This is a genomic window from Enterococcus sp. R12 (assembly GCF_058135755.1).
In genome coordinates this window covers 1762499-1778693 of sequence record NZ_CM176874.1, presented here as the reverse complement: position 1 = coordinate 1778693, position 16195 = coordinate 1762499, and the positions used below count along the sequence as shown (strand labels likewise).

General features: G+C 41.7%; 15 protein-coding genes. 3 read left to right on the top strand and 12 right to left on the bottom strand.

All coding sequences use genetic code 11. From position 1 onward, the window contains the following. Position 1 precedes the first annotated feature (1 nt). From mdcD to ACTW1R_RS08150, 4 genes are read right to left on the bottom strand one after another with little or no spacing between them, the layout of a single operon-like run. The gene (gene mdcD / locus ACTW1R_RS08165; protein ID WP_167821862.1) at positions 2 to 1684 is read right to left on the bottom strand and encodes a biotin-independent malonate decarboxylase subunit beta; all 1683 of its coding nucleotides are present in this window, start codon (positions 1682 to 1684) and stop codon (positions 2 to 4) included. Next, positions 1674 to 1973, bottom strand: a complete 300-nt coding sequence (locus ACTW1R_RS08160) for a malonate decarboxylase subunit delta (protein ID WP_005226050.1) — start codon at positions 1971 to 1973, stop codon at positions 1674 to 1676. The genes mdcD and ACTW1R_RS08160 overlap by 11 nt, the downstream gene beginning before the upstream one ends. 25 nt (positions 1974 to 1998) lie before the next feature. Next, positions 1999 to 3645 (bottom strand): malonate decarboxylase subunit alpha, encoded by a 1647-nt coding sequence (gene mdcA / locus ACTW1R_RS08155; protein WP_489927554.1) that lies wholly within the window; start codon positions 3643 to 3645, stop codon positions 1999 to 2001. A gap of 5 nt (positions 3646 to 3650) precedes the next feature. Beyond that, positions 3651 to 4565 (bottom strand): ACP S-malonyltransferase, encoded by a 915-nt coding sequence (locus tag ACTW1R_RS08150; RefSeq protein WP_271814900.1) that lies wholly within the window; start codon positions 4563 to 4565, stop codon positions 3651 to 3653. 117 nt (positions 4566 to 4682) lie between these two features. On the opposite strand from ACTW1R_RS08150, the gene ACTW1R_RS08145 reads away from it, so the two are divergent. Further along, a complete protein-coding gene (locus tag ACTW1R_RS08145) occupies positions 4683 to 5537 on the top strand; it encodes a LysR family transcriptional regulator (protein WP_489927553.1) in 855 nt (284 codons plus the stop codon). Positions 5538 to 5750: 213 nt separating this feature from the next. On the opposite strand, the gene ACTW1R_RS08140 is transcribed toward ACTW1R_RS08145, so the two are convergent. The 4 genes from ACTW1R_RS08140 to ACTW1R_RS08125 all read right to left on the bottom strand — a co-directional run bounded on the left by ACTW1R_RS08140 (position 5751) and on the right by ACTW1R_RS08125 (position 8096). Continuing rightward, complete coding sequence (locus tag ACTW1R_RS08140; protein ID WP_016609368.1) at positions 5751 to 6170, bottom strand: cupin domain-containing protein; 420 nt, start codon at positions 6168 to 6170, stop codon at positions 5751 to 5753. Further along, on the bottom strand, positions 6171 to 6515 hold the full coding sequence (locus ACTW1R_RS08135) for a carboxymuconolactone decarboxylase family protein (protein WP_060791909.1): 345 nt from the start codon (positions 6513 to 6515) through the stop codon (positions 6171 to 6173). Between the two features lie 39 nt (positions 6516 to 6554). Continuing rightward, the gene (locus ACTW1R_RS08130; RefSeq protein ID WP_240935682.1) at positions 6555 to 6932 is read right to left on the bottom strand and encodes a flavodoxin; all 378 of its coding nucleotides are present in this window, start codon (positions 6930 to 6932) and stop codon (positions 6555 to 6557) included. Between the two features lie 282 nt (positions 6933 to 7214). Continuing rightward, positions 7215 to 8096, bottom strand: a complete 882-nt coding sequence (locus ACTW1R_RS08125) for a LysR family transcriptional regulator (RefSeq protein WP_167821859.1) — start codon at positions 8094 to 8096, stop codon at positions 7215 to 7217. Positions 8097 to 8384: 288 nt separating this feature from the next. On the opposite strand from ACTW1R_RS08125, the gene ACTW1R_RS08120 reads away from it, so the two are divergent. Beyond that, the gene (locus tag ACTW1R_RS08120) at positions 8385 to 8573 is read left to right on the top strand and encodes a hypothetical protein (RefSeq protein WP_185939944.1); all 189 of its coding nucleotides are present in this window, start codon (positions 8385 to 8387) and stop codon (positions 8571 to 8573) included. 211 nt (positions 8574 to 8784) lie between these two features. Here ACTW1R_RS08120 and ACTW1R_RS08115 read toward each other — a convergent pair whose 3' ends face one another. From ACTW1R_RS08115 to ACTW1R_RS08100, 4 genes are all read right to left on the bottom strand, one after another. After that, positions 8785 to 9489 (bottom strand): flavodoxin, encoded by a 705-nt coding sequence (locus ACTW1R_RS08115; protein WP_271814893.1) that lies wholly within the window; start codon positions 9487 to 9489, stop codon positions 8785 to 8787. Positions 9490 to 9791: 302 nt separating this feature from the next. Beyond that, a complete protein-coding gene (bglX, locus tag ACTW1R_RS08110; RefSeq protein WP_271814904.1) occupies positions 9792 to 12035 on the bottom strand; it encodes a beta-glucosidase BglX in 2244 nt (747 codons plus the stop codon). Further along, the gene (locus tag ACTW1R_RS08105; protein WP_167821856.1) at positions 12028 to 13494 is read right to left on the bottom strand and encodes a glycoside hydrolase family 43 protein; all 1467 of its coding nucleotides are present in this window, start codon (positions 13492 to 13494) and stop codon (positions 12028 to 12030) included. Before ACTW1R_RS08105 ends, bglX begins: the two co-directional genes overlap by 8 nt. A gap of 73 nt (positions 13495 to 13567) precedes the next feature. Continuing rightward, on the bottom strand, positions 13568 to 14845 hold the full coding sequence (locus tag ACTW1R_RS08100; protein ID WP_159161317.1) for a PTS sugar transporter subunit IIC: 1278 nt from the start codon (positions 14843 to 14845) through the stop codon (positions 13568 to 13570). A gap of 176 nt (positions 14846 to 15021) precedes the next feature. Between ACTW1R_RS08100 and ACTW1R_RS08095 the strand changes: the two genes are divergently transcribed. After that, a complete protein-coding gene (locus ACTW1R_RS08095) occupies positions 15022 to 16011 on the top strand; it encodes an AraC family transcriptional regulator (RefSeq protein WP_159161316.1) in 990 nt (329 codons plus the stop codon). Positions 16012 to 16195 lie beyond the last annotated feature (184 nt).

Genomic DNA, 16195 nt, shown 5'->3' with positions numbered 1-16195 from the left:
GTTACTCATTCCATTCTGCATTCATTTTTTCAAATACGTTATTCGTTTCCAGCCGGCCGCTCTTTTTAGCGATCGGATTGGTGTAGCGACTGGTCAACATCGTGTCATTCGTTTTACGCACATCATCAATCGCCTCATTGATCGCTTCAATTACAGTCGCTTTGCTTTCAGAGGTGACAGACTGATCCGTAATGGAGGATAAGAAAGTGAAGATTGCCCCAAGTTTCGTATAATTTTTGATATCATAAGCAATACTTGGTACTTTTTCCGCCGCGGCTTCAATCGCTGCAATCGACCGTTTGGTGACTCGACTTGCACTTTCTTTTGACATTGCTTGAACAGTGATCTTTTCACTATTTAATGCGATCAGACGACTTGATTGCAAGCCATGCGCTAAGAAAGCCCCAGAGATCGCATTACCAGCGATAAAACCGATCACTGGATGACCCGCTTGGCGTAGTTTGGCATAAGCTGCCGCACTATTTGCTAAAGCTGCATGAATACCAATCAATTCTTCATTGTAGCCATACGCTTGGCTAGGGACATCGATGACCGCAACGATTGGCCGTTTGATTGCTTTCTCTTTGTCTTCGTGATAAACAGTTTCTAACAGATGGCCCATCTCGTACCCTTCGACTAAACCAACTTCTCCATTGCGTACCCGATACATCGGATTATTTGCGTTTGGCACGATCGCTGTAACAACGACTTCTTCAGTAAAAAGGTCAGATGCAGCTGCATAGACTGTTGCACTAGTTGAGGTTGGGAACTGCAGATTCGTCAATGCTGAAAACCAATGATAACCGATACTGTCAGCAGCAGCTTCTTGGCCTTCTGTTACAGTAATAGGTGCCACTTCAGTTGCTTTATGCGCTGCAAGAGCCTTATTGTATGCCTCGATAGTCAGCGGCTTTGATAGATCAAGTTCGTTTAAAAGAGAAAGATAAAAACCACTTTTTTCGCTGCGATGACTGTCTTTCTTTTCAACCATCGCCGCAATCACAGCTTCTTGGATCGATTCGACACTGTCAGTCACTAGTTCATCGATCATTTGTGCTTCCAAACGTTGTTTGGCGCCAATGGTATTCCAAATCAAATCTTTATCACTGGAATCAAATTCTCTCACGCCAGCTTCTTGTTCGATGACTTCAGGACCGTTCAAACCGATACGGGCTTTCTTCGTCGCTATCAAGTAGCTCATAAGTGCTGAGGTAATCGACATACCGCCAAAAGAACCCACCCGACCTGGCACTAAGCCAATCACTGGCACATACGATTTTATTGCAACGATCAAATTGCCGATTTCTGCGATCGACAATAAGCCGTAATTCGCTTCTTGGAGGCGTACCCCACCAGTATCGAGGATGATGATCGGTGTGATCGGATTGCCCTTTTGGTTTTCTTCCAACACATGCGTCAATGCAGCGATGATTTTAGCACCCGAAACTTCACCGATACCGCCACCTTGGAATTTCCCTTCCATAGCAATCACGACCACGTTTTCTCCAGAAATCGTTCCACGACACACAACGATCCCATCATCGCTTTGTGGCACGATGTCTTGAGCCACCAGATTGGGTGCGATCATTTGGTCGAATGGATCGATCAATTCACGACCGCTCTTGGCATCCAATAAGGCGTGCACCCGTTCTCGAGCATTTAATTCTACAAAACTATTCTTCATCTGCTAGTTCCTCCATTGCTTGGGTTAATCGTAGGTAAACCACACCGGGAGTGGCGCCAAAGTCGTTGATCACTATTTGCGCACTGATTGGATAGCGCTCAAAAAAACGCGTCAAGACATTTTGCCACACATCGCCAAAGCCGTCACTTCCTGTACAAACTGAAACGGTGGTTTCTTGTTTGTCTGTTGGAAAAAGCAGAATTTCCAAGTCACCAGAACCCACCACGCCAACATGGACTTTTTTGGTGACTGGTTTCGTTGTTTGATACGTATAAGCTAATTTTTCCATCTCTTCTTCTCTCCTCTTGCTCTTATTAAGACCACGTTCTGAATTTCATTGGCGGTTCGTACAACCCATCGGACCATTCGATCAAATCATCAACGGTTTGAGCTGCTAGCAATGATCGTTTGGCATCACTGCGTTTGATCCCTAAGTCTTCTGGTAATTTCACGATCCCCGCTTTGCGAAGGGCATCCAGAGAAGCTTTTGTGCTGGTCATTCCTAGTGGGGTTACACCACCGATGGCTGCGATGGCTGCTTGTTTTTCCTCTTTTGAATTTGCTTTATAAAGATAAGCGATGCCTTCTTCTGTCACGATATGCGTCGTATCTTCGCTATAGATCATAATTGGGGCATTGGCTAAACCAGCTTGCTTTTGGACAGCCAACGCATCTAACGTTTCTACAAAAACAGGTTTTTTATTGGACCCATACGTTTCAACCATTTGAACGACTAATTTTTGTCCTTTTGCTAAAGGATCTGTTTCATCCCGCAAGGATTGCCAAGCTGGAGTCGAATGCCGACGCCCCCCCAGATTATGCCCCATATTTGGTGCACCACCAAACCCAGATAAGCGGCCTTTCGTCACTGTAGAAGAATTTCCTTGATAATCTAGTTGTAAGGTCGAACCGATAAACATATCGATGGCATATTGACCTGCAGTTTGTGATAATGCTCGATTGCTGCGCATCGTACCGTCTTTTCCGACAAAGAATACATCGGGTCGAGCGGCAATATATTTTTCCATACCAACTTCCCCACCAAAACTGTGGATGCTTTCGACCCAACCAGATTCGATAGCTGGAATCATCGTTGGATGAGGATTCAAGACCCAGTTTTTCGCTACTTTCCCTTTGATTCCAAGCGTTTCTCCATAGGTTGGTAAAAGTAACTCGATCGCAGCGGTGTTAAAACCGATCCCATGATTCAACGATTGTACTTCATGTTCTGCATAGATTCCTTTTAATGCCATCATCGCCATCAAAATTTGTAATTCCGTAATGTTTTGCGGATCTCTCGTAAAGAGGGCTTCTAATTGATACGGTTGGTCTGCTACCACGACGACATCGATCCAATCGCTGGGAATGTCGACCCGCGGCAAACGATCGACCACTTCATTAACTTGAACGATCACAATCCCATCTTTAAAGGCTGCTGCTTCGACGATCGTTGGCGTTTCTTCCGTATTGTAACCTGTATAAAGATTTCCTTGGCGATCGGCTTTGTCCGCCGCCACAAGGACCACATTCGGAATCAAGTCAATAAATAAGCGACCATATAATTCCAAATACGTATGAATGTCCCCTAATTTCATGGTTTTGTCTTCAATCATTTGGGCAACGCGCGTACTTTGTGCGCCTGCATAAGAAAAATCGATTTTCGCTGCAATGCCTTTTTCAAATATCGTCAAATGTTCTGGACGGGAGATACTCGACATGATCATATGCAAATTATTGACTTTTTGAGCATCGACTTGTTCTAAGCTTTTTGATAGGAAGCTTGCTTGTTTTTGATTGTCGCCTTCAAGGACCACTTTGTCTCCCGGACGGATCAACTGTTCTAAGACTTCAATGATCGCTTCCGTTGGGACATATTTTCCATCGAGAAGATGCTCGATTTTTTTCATGGTTTGGGCCTTCTTTTCACGTTTACTTGCCCAGTTTCTTGCAGGTTTTTCCATTCTATTCATCTCCATTTTTGATATAGGAATAAAGCATCATCCAAGCCATGTTGATCCAAATTGATCACACGGATCGCATTGTTTTCACCAAATTTTGCTTGGATCAGTTTTGTTAGGGTATTGCCAGGAGGAAATTCAAGAGCCAAATCAAGTCCTGCTTCGTAGGCAACATCCATAATCTTGTTCCACTGCACCGGATAAGCAATATTTTGCAGCAAATCTCGACGGATCTCTTCAGGGTTCATGGTCATCCGACCATCCGTATTTTTGAGGTACGGACAGATAGGCACATCAAGGAATACCGTGTTCATAAATGGCGCAAACCGTTTCACGGGTTCTGCCATCAACACACAATGGGACGGGACAGGCACTGCTAAAAGTTTGGCGGTTTGCGCATGATAATCTTTCGCTTGAGCTAGCGTCTTGCGCAAGCCTTTGATATGGCCAGAGATCGTATGCTGCATGGGGCAATTTTCATTTGATAAATAGACGGGAGCAGCAGGATCAAATGTTTTTGCTACGAGCGCTTCTGCTTCACTTCTCGTTACACCAACTAGTACCCCCATGGCATAATCAGTCGGATAGGCTTCTTTCATCAATGTCGCCCGATGATAGACCAAGCTAGCGGCATTTTCGAAACTCAAGGTTTCACAAGCTAACGCAGCGGAAAAAGCGCCAATCGAATGCCCCGCCACAAGCTGAGGTTGCACACCAGATGCTTTCATCTGGTCAGTGTAAAAAGCCGCTTTTACTAAAAGCGCCAACTGAATAGAGACGGTATCTTGTTTGAGATCCCCCGATACAGGGTGTAAATCAAAGCCTGTCGCCTGTTCTAGCCGATGGAAATAACTGGCAGGCACGTCCTCAAGCATCTTGCTGGTCTGACTGCCTTGTCCTGGGTATAAGAAACCTGTACTCATGAAACACCTCCTAAACAATTTCTCTTTCCTGTGTCATAATAACGGAAGTTTGTTATAATAAAAAATACCAGTTTCGTGAATATCCATAACCAAAAGGTATGGAAAGAGGAGTATCTGATGAACCTTGATCATTTACGCTACTTTAAAAAAGTAGCCGAATCGAAAAATATTACCCAATCTGCACAAGAATTATACATCTCACAACCTGCCTTGAGCCGTGCCATGAAACACCTAGAAAGTGAACTAGGCGTTCCTTTGTTCTATCATGCCGGTCGGCATATCGAGTTGACGATGTATGCTGAAGAATTTTATCCCTATGTCGTTGAGACGTTAGCACGTTTCGACGAAGGAATGAGTGCGATCCAAGCCTTAAATGGAGAAATGGTCCCTGCAGTGACGATTTACTCTGAAGTCGCTTCTGTTTCCTTGCCCAACTTGGTGGCGACATTCGTTGAAAAGCACCGTGAGATCCAACTTTCGATCAAGCAGCACGGCAGTAAGGAGACCAACAAAGAACAAGCCTTCTACATTACCTCTGAGCCAAAGAACGGCTTGACCAATCTGCCAATATTCACGGAACCCATCTTACTGGCGATCCCCAAAAAGCATCCCTTGGCAGAAAAAAAAGACTTGCAAGTTGCCGATATCCAACACGTGCCTTTGCTGATGCTGGTTGAAAACAGCCCGCTGCGTAGAACCATCGACGAAGCTTTTGAAGCAAAAAAAATCAGTTTGGCTATCGGTTCAACGACGGACGATCCGGCGACGTTGCGCTCCCTTATCAATCAAGGACTAGGAATCACGTTCTTTCCTAAAATTACTTGGGGCTATGAAGATGAGGCACCTTTCGTTTTACGTGAACTAGCAGATTTCCCCTTATCAAGGACGATCTATTTAGCATCAAGCTTTACTAAAGGTCATCCCATGACAAAACTAATTGCAAAAACGTTGATTGAATTTTATCTTGGCTAAACAAAAAGAAGCGTCCATTCGCACGTTAGCTGTGCAAGTGGACGCTTCTTTTTTCTCTCCTATTTACAAAGGTTGAATCATCGGCTCGACCGTACATTCATTCACATTGATCACTCCGATCTCTTTTGACTCGCCACACTATTGGCTGCCCCAGTCAGGTGAGACCCCATAAGATTTGTTACACGCCTTCCAGTACGGCTGCCTTATCATCGCTTATGCATCAGGCAATTGATCGTATTCTTCATCACTGACTGCTTCTAACCATTCTGAAGCACCAGCAGTAATCGCTACATGGGCAAACCAACTATTTTTTGCTGCACCATGCCAATGTTTGACCCCTTCCTTAATGACTACGACATCACCAACAGTAAGTTTTTGCGGTTTCTTGCCTGCTTCTTGGTACCAGCCTTCTCCTGAAGTCACCAACAACAATTGATACCCACCATCGATATGCCGATGCCAATTGTTGCGGCAACCTGGTTCAAAGGTCACATTGCCAACGTTGACTGGAATCGCTGGATCAGCTACTAAAGGATTCAAGTAACTCTGACCGTTAAAATATTGTGCATAGGCGTCATTTGTGTTGCCTAATGAAAAGATTCCAGCTTCTTTTGCTGCATCGAGTTCTGACATTTATTTTTCCTCCAATTCAGCTAGCTCTTCTTGATAAACCGTTTTGGCGATGTTAAAAGCAGACCAAGCTTTGGGCCAGCCAACATAGAAAGCCAGATGAGTGATCACCTCAGCGATTTCTTCTGCTGTGATCCCGTTTTCCTTGCCAATCGTCAGATGGGCAGTCAATTGTTCAAAATTCCCACCCGAAATCAAGGCAGATATCGTTAATAAGCTTCTCGTATGAGGAGCCAATTCTGCCTCACGTGACCAAACTTCACCAAATAACACATCATCATTTAATTGCGCAAATTTCGGCGCAAATGACCCTAGATTATCTCTTCCTGCAGTTTGTTTCTTTACCATATCGATCGACTCCTTCTTCTATTGTGATGAAATGCTGATTCACCCATTTTGAATGGCAGTATCCGCCTTATTCACTCGTGACCCACGGATGGCTAATCCAGGATAAATGAGGGCTTCAGGACAAGTTTTTTTAAAGTCTTCTAGGCTATTGCTGAATCCTGAGCCTTCATGAGTACAAAAGGGAAAAATAATCTTCCCATCGAAATGATGGTCTTTTAAAAAACTCGCCACGATCCTCGGATAGCTCCCCCACCAGTTGGGAAATCCAACAAATAGTATCCGTTCTTTAAAAAACACAGACGGTACTGTTTGATAGCGGGGAAAATCATTAATAGCTTTTTCTTTTTGTGCTTGTTCGACCATCGCCTGATAGCTTTCAGGATAAGGTTCCACAGGGGCAAGAGTATAAAGGGGCATTGCAGCTGCTCTGACAGCTGCTCTGCTAGAATCTGCGTATTTCCTATGCCCATTTTTTTGAGCTGTCCCTCAATCAGATTTTCACCAGCTCGTGAACAAACAAGTATTGCCGCCATTGTGTCAGCTCCTACTCTTTGTTTCCTGATAGATTTAATGGTAAGCCAATCGAGTTGGATTGGCTAATGCTTTTTCACACAAGACCTTATGCTTACAAAGCATATCTGGTTTCAAAATACAAAAAAGAAGCGGATATCACCGCTTCTTTTGATGTTTACGCTGAGATTATTGAAAGGAATCGCGAAATCGTCGAATAAACTCGATAACGACTGGCGACAGTACACGATTCTTTTTCCAAACCAATACACAGCTGGTCTCGATTTGTGGTACTAAAGGCAGAAACTTGATTGCCTCATTCCTTCGCTGACCAACAGCGCCACTAACAGTCAGTGCCGAACCAACATGGTTTTCTACTAAGGAAAAGACATTGAATATTAAATTGTAGGTACCCACGATCGGCAACTCTTCCACTGGTGTCTTCGACCATTGGCTGAACATTTGCTGTACTTCTGGACGCTTGGAGATCAATAAAGGCACACCTTTGATGTCTTCGGGTGTAATTTCTTCTTTATGCGCAAGAAAAGAATCAGCCGATGTCAAAAAGCCCCATGTTTCTTTTCGTGGAAGAACGATTTTTTCGTACTTCTCGATTTCAATCGGTTCGATCAAGATCGCTAGATCCAACAAGCCTTTCTCTAGACGATCGCTGATATCATCTCCGGTACCACTATGAATATGAAAGCGAACATCCGAATAATCATTGATAAATTCTTCCAACATCAAGGAAAGCGTATCGGAATTATCTGCTTCCACACAACCAATCGTGAAGTGACCGCTAAATAAATGTTTTTTACGATCTTCAAACGCTTGCATTGTCTGGTCTGTCAAACTCAAAATCTCTTCCGCACGGCTTTTTAAAAAACGCCCCGCTTCCGTTAAAACCATTTTACGATTATCACGAGTGAATAGTGCCGTCCCTAACTCGTCTTCTAATTCTTTTAATTGTCGACTCAATGTCGGTTGTGTAATGTGGAGCACTTCTGCAGCTTGAGAAATCGTCCCTTCCTCCGCAATCGTGTAGAAATATTTTAATAACCGAATTTCCACAAAATCTCCTCCTCATTTTTTCTTGTGCATTCAAGGTGTTCGAAACAAAAGAGAACCTCCCTCTCCAGTCTCCTTATCAATTCTTATGATAACAAAGAATCACTGTTCCAGCGAATCTAGCTAAAAAAGCGGAGGAAATTGCAGAATTGTAAAAAGATTCGTCAACAACATGTAAAAACTGTTCGCTTAAACGAACAGTTTTGTCAGCTGCTTGCTTTTTACGGCTTTTGGCGTAGGATGTATGAGTATCTTGGTATGAGTCCTCATACAATGATTTGGAGGAATATGATGTTAAATTTATCAATTTTTTTATTTTGTGTAGCGATCGCTTTACTCGGACTTGGAGTATTCATCTTTAGAGTGCGTGCGTTGCTGAACAAACGTCCGTGGAATGGTCCTGTATTGCCATTGTCGGTTATTGGTGTGATTCTATTAATCGTCTCTTTGGTCATGATCTACCTTTCTTATCCTAAATAACACGATTGTAGTCAACCTAGAACGAATAAATTGGAAAAATTGACTCTTCTCGGGAATAAGTGGAAGCTCTTGCTTCTAATCCATCAACTCATCCCAAATGATTCATAAATCAACCGCACTAGTTTACCATAATTATATTATGATTATTTCGATTTGTGGTACATCATGAACATGTAGCCAATTGAGAAACGGCTACTAAACTTGAATTTTGCTAATATCCTAGTTCATCGAGCCAATTCAACAGATTCGGTTCAGCCTCTTCAACACTTCCCGCTCTTGCTGCAAAGCCTTCAAGAAAGTCATACGCTGGATACAACGTTTGAAGTTCATTTTGACTATTGGTCAGTCCACTTCCCCCATGGGTTGCAAAAGGAATGATTTGTTTATCCGTAAGATCATAGGTTTCAAGAAATGTTAAAACGGCTCTTGGGGCACGGGTCCACCAAACGGGAAAGCCGATAAAGAGAACATCCACTTCAGTCATTTCGGCAACGTCAGTCATCAACGTTGGTCGGGCATCTTCTTCCACCTCTCTAGTCGCAAAAGCTGTATGTTCATCGTAAACGTTAGGGTAACCTACTTCTGTTTGAATCGAGAACAACGCACCGCCGGTCTGTTCAGCAATCATTTCTGCTATCACCTGGACATCTCCTACTAAGGTGTCATCGATTACATTAAAGCTACTTCCAGAAACTGCTTCGACTGCTGGTTCATGCTCTAAATTTTCTGGTCTTGTGAAGTAGGCGATCAAAATATCGGCCTCCCCATCAATCCCTGTTTCTCTCATTTGTTGCGTAATGGTGTCACTAGTACTTGTTTCTGTTGTACCAATGTCTGGCTCGTCATTCATTGAATCACTGCTACATCCTGTTAGAAAAAGCATTGTCAGAAAAAGTCCTTTTGTCCATTTGTTCATTGAATTGCTCCTTTCTTTTCCCATCAAAAATGGTAGTTCCAGTATAATTCTTGAAGTGGACTTTAAGGCAAGTCAAAAAAAGATTTTTAGGGTTTCCTTTCCCTTTCTCACAGAATCAGCATATTATAAGAAGCCTTAAAACATTAAGCGTAGCTTTACGACTCTCCCCTGTCTTATCTTTCATTTTTCCTCGTGATCTATATTTTTACAAGGTAATACCTAATGAAAACAGTACCTTGTTTGAAATGTTAGAAGTAGTTAAAGGATCAGAAAGCGTTTCGTGTCAGAAAATGACCATATATTCATAGAAGTTCGAAAGTCGCTGCTTCACCTTCTGCAGAATTTTTCCCAATAAACAAAGTAAACAATCCAGGTTCGACGCCAAAAGTCAGATCTTTTTGATAGTAAAAAAGATCTTCTTTAGTTATCGTGAACAAAACGGTTATTTCTTCGTATGGAGACAACGAAATTTTTTTATATTTTTTTAATTCTTTCACTGGCCTAACTACCGATCCAACGTGATCTCTGATATAAAGCTGGACTGTCTCCAATCTGGAGTAAGCAGAATTGTTGCGGATCGTAATTTCAGCTTCCAACGTTTCATTCATGGTTGAATCACTCAATTTTAACGAATGGTATGATGCTTCCCCAAAACTCAACCCATAACCAAATGGAAAGAGCGGCTCGTTTGAGCAATCCAGATACTTCGAAACGAAACGTCCTGTATGTGTCTTGCTGTTCAATGGTCTTCCAGTATTGAAGTGATTGTAGTAAAGTGGCAGCTGCCCTACATCTTCTGGGAAGCTCATACTTAAACGACCAGAAGGATTGACCTTCCCAAAAAGTATGTCAACGATTGCTTGTGCTCCTTCTGTACCAGGAAACCATGCCTGTAATATTGCATCCATTTGTTTTGTTTCTTCTTTTAACACCAGTGGGCGACCACTGAAATTGATCAAGATATTTTTTTTACCAAGAGCAGTCATTTTTTTAATAAAAGCTCTTTGAACAGCTGGTAAATGAAGGTCCGTTCGACTGCCAGCTTCCCCACTTTGCAAACTGTGTTCCCCCATAGCAAAAAGAATAATGTCTGCCTCAGTGCCAGCTTTCAACGCTTCTTTCAGCCAAAGATCTTGCTGTGCAGCTGATGAGGAATTGCCGCTGGCAGTATAGCCAAAGTCTCCAAGTATAGAATCATCTTCTAAAAGCGGACAACCTGGTTCGTAATGAACATATTTTTCCGACACTGTATTTTGGAGCGCCGTTTTTAATGTTGTGACATCCTCTGTTTTTCCGTGTACTGCCCATAAACCAATCATTGCTTGGTTGTCACCATATGGACCAACGAGTAATATTTTCTCTTTTTTTGGAGTAAGAGGAAGTACCTCTTGCTTATTCTGCAATAAAACGATCGCTTCGGAGGCAACTTTTCGTGCAAGTTTCCGGTTCTCTTCGGATAAGAGTATTTGAGCTTCTGCTTCTTCTGAACTGCCACGGAAGGGATCTTCAAACAGCCCTAAATCCTTTTTAAGTTTCAAGACATGATACACAGCGTCATCGATCAACCGCTGATCGATCGCACCACTTTCCAGCAGCGGACGAAGCTCTTTCGCATAACATCGGGTTTTCATATCGATGTCATTTGTTGCTTCGATCGCTAATTTGGCCGCTTCTCGATCATCCGTAGCAATCCCATGAGGAATTAATTCTTGAACAGCTGCATAATCCGAAATAACGACTCCATCAAACTGCCATTCTTCTCTTAAAATTTGTTTGATCAAAAATTGATTAGCAGTAGCGGGAATACCATCATACGTGTTAAAAGAAGTCATGACTAGTTTGCATCCTGCCTCGACAGCCGCTTTATAGCCGCTTAAGTAGTCTTGACGCAGTTTGCGTTCGCTCATATCAACTGTATTATAATCTCGTCCTCCTTCTGCTGCACCATAAGCAGCAAAATGTTTAACACAGGCAGCGATTCCGAGCAGTGTTCCCCCTTTTTCTTGCTGAATGCCTTCTACCATTGCTTTCGCAAAATCAGCATTTAGCAGCGGATCCTCTCCTGTCGACTCCAAGCATCGCCCCCATCGAGCATCGCGTACTAAGTCGACCATTGGTGCATATGTTACGTGTGCACCAGCCGCTCTTGCTTCTTGTGCTGCGGCTTGATAGGCGCTTTGAATCAATGCTGGATTCCATGTTGCTCCCAATCCCAGAGGGATCGGAAAGACTGTTCGGTATCCATAGATGATATCTGCCATGAACAATAGTGGGATTTTGTGTCGACTTTTTCTTAAGTAGTCTGTTTGAATCTTTCGAGTTACTTGGGCACCTGTGACGTTCAATACCGAACCGACAACATCGATGGTTTGTTGTTCGATGCCAAGTTTTTGCTGAGGACCCAAAGACAAATCGCTTCCGTGAAAGAATTCTCCAGATAACTGCACCAATTGGCCGATTTTTTCGTCTAAGGTCAGTTGGTTGACTAATTGTACCAGTGTTTGATTTTTCATATTATTACTCCTCGCATAGTTTTTTCTATTGATATCTTAGTTCTGGTGTGATGAATCGAGTCTTTCCTGTAGCTGCTTCTGCAAAGACTCCTAACTGGACACCGGTAAATTTTGAGTCAGAACATTCATTTGTAAAATGACGTACAGCGATTTGATCTTTGAACACTACTGTATTCGTTTCATCTAAAATCAGCAGATGGTAGCTGTTGCTGTCTCCAGACAATTTCAGAGTCAACCGCTCTCTATCTTTTAAATTATTGGATCGATACAGAAGTAAATCAAAGATGTTTTTCCTGCCAAAAAGTTCTGTTTGGTGTTTTGTTTTTCGCAATCCAAATTGGCAAAAATGCAAGTCATCCTTGTAGATTGCTATACCAAAAGTCCCCTCCTGACATTCGTCGACCATCAAAGTGGTTTCAAAGCAGCAGGTAGTATCAGCTTGACATAAGGACAAAAAGGCAATGGGCTCGTCCTTAGAAGTTCCTAAACGAGTCGGTAAGTTATCAATGATCAAATCAGTATCATACGTATAATCAATTGGCAAACGTACACTCTGCAACTTCTTGCAGAGAAAAGGTACTAGTTCATTCCGCTGCTTAACGCTTTTTGAAAAACGATCTGTTTCAACTTCAACCGATGCATTCCCTGTCTGATTGACAACTGGCCAACCATCTATCCACTCTACAGGTAATAAAATCGTTTCACGACCAAGCAGGGTGAAATGACGGTTGGGCCTAGTCGCAAGAGCTGTCAGCCACCAAGAACCTTTTTTGTCTTGAAAGAAATCTGCGTGCCCTACGGCTTGAAGCCTCGATTTGATATCTCTATTAGAGAGGATAGGATTCGTATTAGCTCCTTCATACGGACCATTGATTGATTTGCTTCTTTGAATCGTTACCATATGGCCTTCTCTTGTGCCACCTTCTGCCAATACAAGATAGTACCATTCGTCTTTCTTGAATAGATGCGGTGCTTCTGCGTCGCGTCCACCGCAACCTTGGCTGATTTCTACCGGATCTGTCAGCATTTTCCCGCTGTAAGGATCGATTTCAAATTGTAGAATGCTGTTTTTCCCTTTCATTGATGCAGCAAGTTGGAAGAAAAATCGGCCATCAATAAATGAAATTGAGGGATCGATCCCAAAAGGACAATCGATCCAGATTGGATCAGACCAACCATGGTCAAGGTTTTTCGTATGGCAGATGAAATTCCCTTGGGTGACATTTGTACATACTAGAAAATATGTTTCCTCAAAGAAGCGGATCGTTGGGGCAAAAAGGCCCATCGAGTTGCTGATTTCTTTCAGATTGATATGATCCGGACAATCAATCGCATACTGCTTAAAATGCCAATTGAGCAGATCCTGGCTTTCAAAAATCGGCAGACAAGGAAAAAATTCAAAACTTGAACAGACTATATAGTAGGATTTCCCATCGAAACAGATACTCGGATCAGGATGAACTCCTTTGATAATCGGATTGGTATACTTCATTGTGCTCCTCTTTTCTCTTTTAGTGCCACATGTAAAAAGAAGAAAGCGACACTAGCCGCTTTCTTCATCGAGTTTACACTTTCTCCTTCAATGCGGCTTGTTCCAATTGATAGGTTTCTTTATCCAGCTTTTTAAACCACGGATACCATAATATCGGTGACAAAATCAGTTGAATGAACAACTGTAGAATGATAATCGATAGTTTCCCTTGAACAGCTGCATGGAACCCAATTGGTAAACCGAAAATGGCAGTAACACCAGTAAAACGAGCGACAAATCCAAAACGTGTTAAAACATAAGCTAAAATTAAAGCAATGCTATTATTGGTAATGAATGGTACCGCTAATTTAAAGTTTAATACCAAAGGCGTACCAAAAATCAATGGTTCAGTGATTCCGAAAAGAGCTGGAACAATTGCGACTTTCCCTGTTTCTCGATACTGCTTGCTTTTCGCTCGCAGCATTAATAATGCTAATCCTAAGCCCATACCGCTCCAAGTTATGATCATAAAGAATGCATAGCCAGTAATGTTTGGCGGTGTTTGGCCTGCCGCAACAGCGTTTAAGTTCTCGACGTCCATTGCCATCCACAGGGCTTGAACGATCGGCATAACGACATTTGTTCCATGAATACCGAAAAACCACAAAACCTGTTGAATCAGTGAGATCAGAATGACTGCACTGATTGATCCTCCGATCCCTTGAAGCGGTTCTTGTATGATACTGTAAACAAACTGATGCATATTGCCGAAGCTGGTTGCTTCAAAGAGTGAATTTAATACAATGAAGAGCACACTGATAAGAACCGTAGGCAAAATTGATTCAAATACTTTTGTTACCATAGGAGGTACACCTGCTGGCATTTTGATCGTCCAGCCTTTGTCTTTCAGCCAAATATATACTCTTCCACTTAGCAAACCAACGATCATTGCGGAAAATACTCCTTGTGCACTTAGCCAAGTAGCTGGAATCGCGCTGACTTCGTCCGTCGTTGTACCTAGAGGGGTAATGATAAAGAAACTAAGCAATGCGATAATAGCAGCGGAAATACCATCTTCTGACGGACGTAGATTTTTCACTAAATGATAAGCCATTAATACCACGACATAAACAGCCATCGAGCCAATAGTTATTTGATTTAGTTTGCTAAAAACATTTGCGAAACCAGCTAAAAATGAAAGTGCTGGAAGACTATTAGGTAATACTAGAAGTAAAACAGCGATCGAGCCGATCAAAATAGGACCTAGTGTCCCCATCATCGCACCGGAGATCGATTTTAAATAAGCATTGTTGCCTAATTTGTCAAAAAAAGGACTTAATTTATCGAAATAACCTGTGATTTTTTCTTTCATAATATTTCCTTCCAATCATTTATTGTTGATTTGATAGCGCCTTCAATTTCAACTTGATTTCAATATAGCAAATTATTCTACTGACGCGAATATCAATAAACGCTTTCTTTTTAACAAAAACACAGATTTGACTACTCGATAACGGATTGTTAAAATCGAAAAAAAGGAGTAAAACGATGGACCATTTAGCGCTAGACAACTTGATCCGTGAAGTTTCTTCTCATGAAGAAGCTTACCGTGATGGCAATTTAAAACCCGACTATTCAGATTTTAAAAAAGTAGTTGTTAACGATCAAGAAGTTCTTTGTATGGAACTGACAGATTCACAGATGATTACTAAAGATCAGCCGTTTTTTATAAAGCGACATTCTCGTTTTCAGAATTACCCTATTCACTGTCATGATTGGATTGAATTTAATTATATGTATGCTGGAAAATGTCAGCAGATCATTAACAATGAACCACATTTTCTGTATGAAGGGCAAATTTTGCTGATGGATGCAAATACTGTTCACAAGATTGAACCGCTTGGCGAAGATGATATTCTCATTAATTTGATTATTCCCAAGTACTATTTAACTGCAAATTTCTTCAACCGTTTTTCCTCGGACAGCGTTTTGACTTCATTCTTTATTGAAGCCATCACTCATGGAATGAAACATGATCGATTTATTCATTTTGCTTCAGAAACAAGGACACGTCTACAGTTCTTTTTTAAAGAGTTGTTATGCGAATGGTTTGATCGTTCCACAGCATATACCGACATTTGTGAAGGATTGTTGAGTTTGATCATTTCGGATCTTGTGAATATCTATCAAGATTCTTATACGGATCTTTCCGATCAATATCGAAAGAGCCCGATTGTTCCAATTTTGAAATACATCGAGAAAAATTACGTAAATTTGACTTTGGCAGAATTATCGGAACAATTCAACCTTAATCCCAATTATCTGTCCAATCTTTTAAAAAAACATACCGGCTATTCTTACAAAAAACTTGTAATCAATCAACGTATCTTGGCAGCAGATCGTTTTTTACTTTCAACCGACATGGATATCGTTGATATTTCGCAGCAAGTCGGCTTTGAGAATATTAATTTCTTTTACCAAAAATTTAAAGAAACATATGGCATTACTCCTGGTACAAGAAGAAAGCTGCATTTTTAATAAAACATAAAGTCAAGTTACCACTAAAGCAACCTATTCTATTTTTTCAAAAATGATTCTTCCCATGCAGAAGTCCTAAAAGTTATTGAGAAGATAAAAAAGACAGGCCTGCCTTTTGAATAAACTACCTTCTAACTTAATAAAAGCTCAATGAGCAAAATGTGCCTCACTGTATGATTCTAGT